General features: G+C 56.2%; 5 protein-coding genes. 4 read left to right on the top strand and 1 reads right to left on the bottom strand.

The features are described from left to right. The 3 genes from MVB78_RS07700 to glmM form a co-directional block, all read left to right on the top strand. Positions 1-368, top strand: a 368-nt coding sequence (locus MVB78_RS07700; RefSeq protein ID WP_297490000.1) for a TOBE domain-containing protein, incomplete at its 5' end; no start/stop codon positions are given. 32 nt (positions 369-400) lie between these two features. Beyond that, entirely contained in the window at positions 401-811 is a 411-nt protein-coding gene (locus tag MVB78_RS07705; RefSeq protein WP_297490002.1) for a UPF0146 family protein, read from the top strand. A 13-nt stretch (positions 812-824) separates the two neighbouring features. Further along, positions 825-2189: a phosphoglucosamine mutase gene (gene glmM, locus MVB78_RS07710; protein WP_297490004.1), complete on the top strand. Its 1365-nt coding sequence runs from the start codon at positions 825-827 to the stop codon at positions 2187-2189. Here glmM and MVB78_RS07715 read toward each other — a convergent pair. After that, a complete protein-coding gene (locus MVB78_RS07715) occupies positions 2167-2982 on the bottom strand; it encodes an MBL fold metallo-hydrolase (protein ID WP_297490006.1) in 816 nt (271 codons plus the stop codon). The two genes, glmM and MVB78_RS07715, sit on opposite strands and share 23 nt — an antisense overlap. A gap of 113 nt (positions 2983-3095) precedes the next feature. Between MVB78_RS07715 and MVB78_RS07720 the strand changes: the two genes are divergently transcribed. Next, positions 3096-4361 carry a M20 family metallo-hydrolase gene (locus MVB78_RS07720; RefSeq protein ID WP_297490008.1) on the top strand — a complete coding sequence of 422 codons (1266 nt, stop codon included), beginning with the start codon at positions 3096-3098 and terminating at the stop codon, positions 4359-4361. Positions 4362-4532 lie beyond the last annotated feature (171 nt).

Below are 4532 nucleotides of genomic sequence, written 5' to 3' on the forward strand. Positions count from 1 at the left end.
CTCTTACTGAGGATGGGTTTGTTGATTTTGGCGAGTTCAGGCTTAAGCTCCTGCCGGACCAGTTTGAGGTTTTGAGGGAGGAGAACTTGATCGACAAGACGATAACCTTCGGCATAAGACCAGAGGACGTTCTCGACGCGTTTTTTGCCCAGGTGAAGGTTCCGGGGGAGAACATGGTCCGGGCCATGGTGGACATCATCGAGAACCTCGGCGGCGAGAAGATCGTTCATCTGAGCGTTGGGGATCTCTCGTTTACGGGGAAGTTCCCTGCGGAGTCGAGGGTTGTTGAGGGAGAGGAGCTTGACGTCGTCTTCGACATGAGAAAGGCCCACATCTTCAACAAAGCGAACGGAAAGGCAGTATTTTGAAAGCTTTTAAACCCCCCCTCCAACTTTTTTCCATGGGGATTGAGGCTCTGGCGGAGTTCATAGCGGAGACCGTTGAGAGGGGGAAGATCGTCGAGGCGGGGATTGGCTTCCACCTCAAGGTTGCCCTGAGGTTGAAAGAGCTCGGCTACGATGTTCTGGCCGTTGACTGGAACGAGAAGGCCGTCGAGAACGCCAGAAAAGCCGGCATAAACGCGATTAGGGACAACCTCTTCAGGCCGAAGCTTGGGCTCTACCTGGGTGCAAAGGCTGTCTATTCCGTCAGGCCAACGCCTGAAATGCTCGCCCCTATTCTAAGGCTCGGGGGGGCCCTTAAGGTCCCCGTTTACATCCTCCCTCTGTCTGGAGACCCGAGGGCGAGGGGAACTACTCTGGTCAACTTCAGGGGGCTGGCGATATACGTTTATAACCCGAAGAGAAAATAGGCCCGGTGGTGCTATGAGGCTCTTCGGAACCGCTGGAATACGCGGAAGGCTGTGGGAGAAGGTAACGCCGGAGTTAGCCCTGAAGGTCGGGATGGCCATCGGAACCTACAAAACCGGAAGGGCCGTCGTTGCGCGGGATGGCAGAACCTCAAGCGTTATGCTCAAGAACGCCATGATAAGCGGACTTCTCGCGAGCGGGATGGAGGTTTTAGACGCGGACCTAATCCCGACGCCAGCTTTAGCATGGGCGACGAGGGAACACGGCGACGCAGGGGTTATGATAACCGCGAGCCACAACCCCCCGACGGACAACGGCATAAAGGTCTTCAACGGGGACGGAACGGAGTTCTACGTTGAGCAGGAGCGGGAGCTGGAGGAAATCGTATTCGCGGGGGGCTTCAGAAAGGCACGGTGGGATGAGATAAAGACCGTGAGGCCAATTGAGGTTGTTTCCGATTATATCGACGCGGTCCTCGACTTCGTGAACCACGAGACTAAGCTCAGGGTTCTCTACGATGGTGCAAACGGCTCGGGAAGCGTTTTGGCCCCATACCTCCTCCGCGAGATGGGGGTGAGGGTTTTCAGCGTTAACGCCCACGTTGACGGCCATTTCCCGGGGAGGAAGCCCGAGCCGAGGTACGAGAACATAGCCTACCTCGGAGAACTCGTTAAGGAACTCAAGGTTGACGTTGCTTTCGCCCAGGATGGAGACGCCGACAGGATAGCGGTCTTCGACGAGAAGGGGAACTACGTTGACGAGGACACTGTAATAGCGCTCTTCGCAAAGCGTTATGTGGAGGAGCACGGCGGTGGGACGGTCGTTACGTCGATAAACACCGGTTCTAAGATAGACGAGGTCGTCGAAAGAGCGGGCGGAAAAGTCGTCCGCGTCCCCCTCGGCCAGCCCCACGACGGGATAAAACGCTATAGGGCCATCTTCGCCGGCGAGCCCTGGAAGCTGGTTCACCCGAAGTTCGGCCTCTGGATTGACAGCTTCGTAACAATGGGCCTAATAATCAAGATGATAGACGAGGAAGGCCCGCTCTCAAAGATACTCAGCGAAAACATTCCGACTTACTACATCAGGAAGGCCAACGTGGCCTGCCCGGATGAGCTGAAGGAAAAGGCAGTCGAAAACTCCGCCAAAAGGATTGAGGAGATTCTCGGGGAGGAGATAAGGGAAGTCCTGACCGTTTCGGGCTACCGCTTCAACCTGAGCGACCGCTCGTGGGTTCTCGTAAGGCCAAGCGGAACCGAGCCGAAGATAAGGGTCGTCGTCGAGGGGCCAACGGAGAGGAGGAGAGATGAACTCTTCGAGATGGCCTACGGGGTGGTAAAGGAAGAGGTTAAAAAGCTCAAACGAACCTCGCGGGCCTGAGCGTTCTCACGCTTATCTCTTTTCTGTCAATCATTACTTTGAATCCCTCCTTGGCAACGTAGGTCTTGACCCCGGTTACAGTTTCTATGTACTTCGCTTCCTTGTAGGGGTTGGCGAAGTGCATCTTCATGCCGATGTGGTTCATCACGAGGACTTCAGGCTTCTTCTTCATCCTCCTTAGCATTTCCACAGCGTCATCCGTGCTGAGGTGGTAGGGGATCCCCATGTCCCTGGGCCTCGTTATCGCCGCTATGAGCAGCCTCGCGCCGTCGTGCCACTCGATGAGGTCATCGAAGTAGGCGGTATCGGGTATGTAGGAGACGTCACCGAACCGGGTCTTCATGCGGAAGCCTATGGTCGTTGGGTCAGAGTGCTGGCTCGGCGTTATCACGAACTCCTCCTCGCCGATTGGTATCTTGCTCCCGGGCTCGGGTATGTGGACGCTCTCAAGGGCCTCAAGGTGGTACCTGCTTATGGCCGGCGTGTGGGTCTCGTCGCCGTAGACAACGCTTTTTGACGCTATGAGCGTTCCCCTCTTCTTGAGTGCCCCGCCTGTCATTGCCTCAACGATGACCTCAAGGTCGTTGCAGTGGTCAACGTGCCTGTGGGAGACGAAGACCGCGTCGAGCTTCCTTGGATCGAGCTTGTAGCGCCAGCTCCTCACGAGGGCCCCGGGCCCCGGGTCAACGTAGATGTTCCTGCTCGCCCTTATGTGGAATCCCCCCGTGGAGCGGAACTGGGTTATCGTGATGAACCTGCCGCCCCCGCTCCCGAGGAATGTTATCTCTATCACTCCAACACCTCCTTCCCTTCTGCGGACGGTAGGCTTTGGGATGGGGAGTATATAAGGCATTTGGGTGACAAAAAGTGTTTAAGCCCGGTGCTCTATCCACTACGGTGATCGAAATGGAGAGCCACCTCCCCGAGATATCCAGGGAAATAGAGGGACTCCGGGACGAGATGGTGAGAACCCTCGTCGAGCTGGTAAGGATCCCGGCGATAAGCCCCGACTATGGCTATGAGGGAGAATACGACAAGGCCCAGAAACTGCTTGAGATAATAAAGGACTGGCCCTTCGACAGGGTTGAGGTCTACAACGCCCCCGACGAGAGGGCCAAGAAAGGCGTCAGGCCGAACATCTTAGCTTACTACTACGGCGAAGAGGGTGAGGAAAGCGAGAGGCTCTGGATTCTAACGCACCTCGACGTTGTCCCACCCGGAGATTTGAGCAAGTGGGAGAGCGACCCCTTCAAGCCCGTCGTAAAGGAGGGGAAGGTCTACGGGAGGGGTGCTGAGGACAACGGGCAGAGCCTTGTTGCGAGTCTCTACGCGGTCAAAGCCCTCATGAACCTCGGAATAAGGCCAAAGCGGACGGTAATTCTCGCCTTCGTCAGCGACGAGGAGACTGGTAGCGAATACGGCATTGGATGGCTTATGAGGAACCACCCCGAGCTCTTCAGGAAGGACGACCTCGTTTTGGTTCCCGACGGCGGGAACGAGGACGGAACATTCATCGAAGTCGCTGAGAAGAGCATACTCTGGTTCAGGCTGAAGGTCAGGGGGAAGCAGGTTCACGCGAGCATGCCCGAGAAGGGATTAAACGCCCACCGCGTTGCCCTCGACCTTGCCTACCATCTCGACAGGTTCCTCCACGAGAAGTACTCCAGGAGGGACGGGCTTTTCGAGCCTCCCGAGAGCACCTTCGAGCCTACTATGGTGAGGAACCCTGCCGACAGCCCCAACATAGCGCCCGGGGAGCACGAGGTTGTCTTCGACTGCAGGGTTCTGCCGGATTACAGCCTCGACGAAATCCTCAATGATGTGAAGACTTTCTCGGAGGATGTGAGGGGGGCCTACCTGAAGGAGATCGACGGGAAAATCCTTCCTGAGATAGAGGTCGAGGTTCTCCAGAGGCTCGACGCTCCAAAGCCGACAGATCCGAACAGCGAAATCGTTAGGCTCCTCAGGGAGGCAATCAAGAAGCTCCGCGGAAAAGGGGTGAGGGTCGGGGGAATAGGCGGCGGAACCTTCGCGGCCTACTTCAGGAAGCTCGGCATTCCGGCAGTTGTGTGGGCAACCCTCGACGAGACCGCCCACCAGCCCAACGAGTACGCGAGGATAGACAACATGGTGGAGGATGCCAAGGTGATGGCGGCTTTATTCGTCCTCTGATTTTTTCCTTCACTTCAATCAGTTTTGAAGCTATCGAAGGATATTTATCTTTTTCTCTTGAAAACCTTGCCGTTCACGGCGGGGATGCAGTAAACCCCCCAAACAGCCTCTTAACAGGAAAGCAACAGAAAATCTTAAATACACTAACCACCCATACTCACCATTGGGTGG

Origin of the sequence: Thermococcus sp. (assembly GCF_026991495.1) — an archaeon.
Classification (GTDB): Archaea; Methanobacteriota_B; Thermococci; order Thermococcales; family Thermococcaceae; genus Thermococcus.

What these genes read in the sequence shown, in the direction of transcription:
- MVB78_RS07705 (WP_297490002.1), top strand. Translation starts at nt 401, where the DNA reads ATGGGGATTGAGGCTCTGGCGGAGTTCATAGCGGAGACCGTTGAGAGG.
- glmM (WP_297490004.1), top strand. Translation starts at nt 825, where the DNA reads ATGAGGCTCTTCGGAACCGCTGGAATACGCGGAAGGCTGTGGGAGAAG.
- MVB78_RS07720 (WP_297490008.1), top strand. Translation starts at nt 3,096, where the DNA reads ATGGAGAGCCACCTCCCCGAGATATCCAGGGAAATAGAGGGACTCCGG.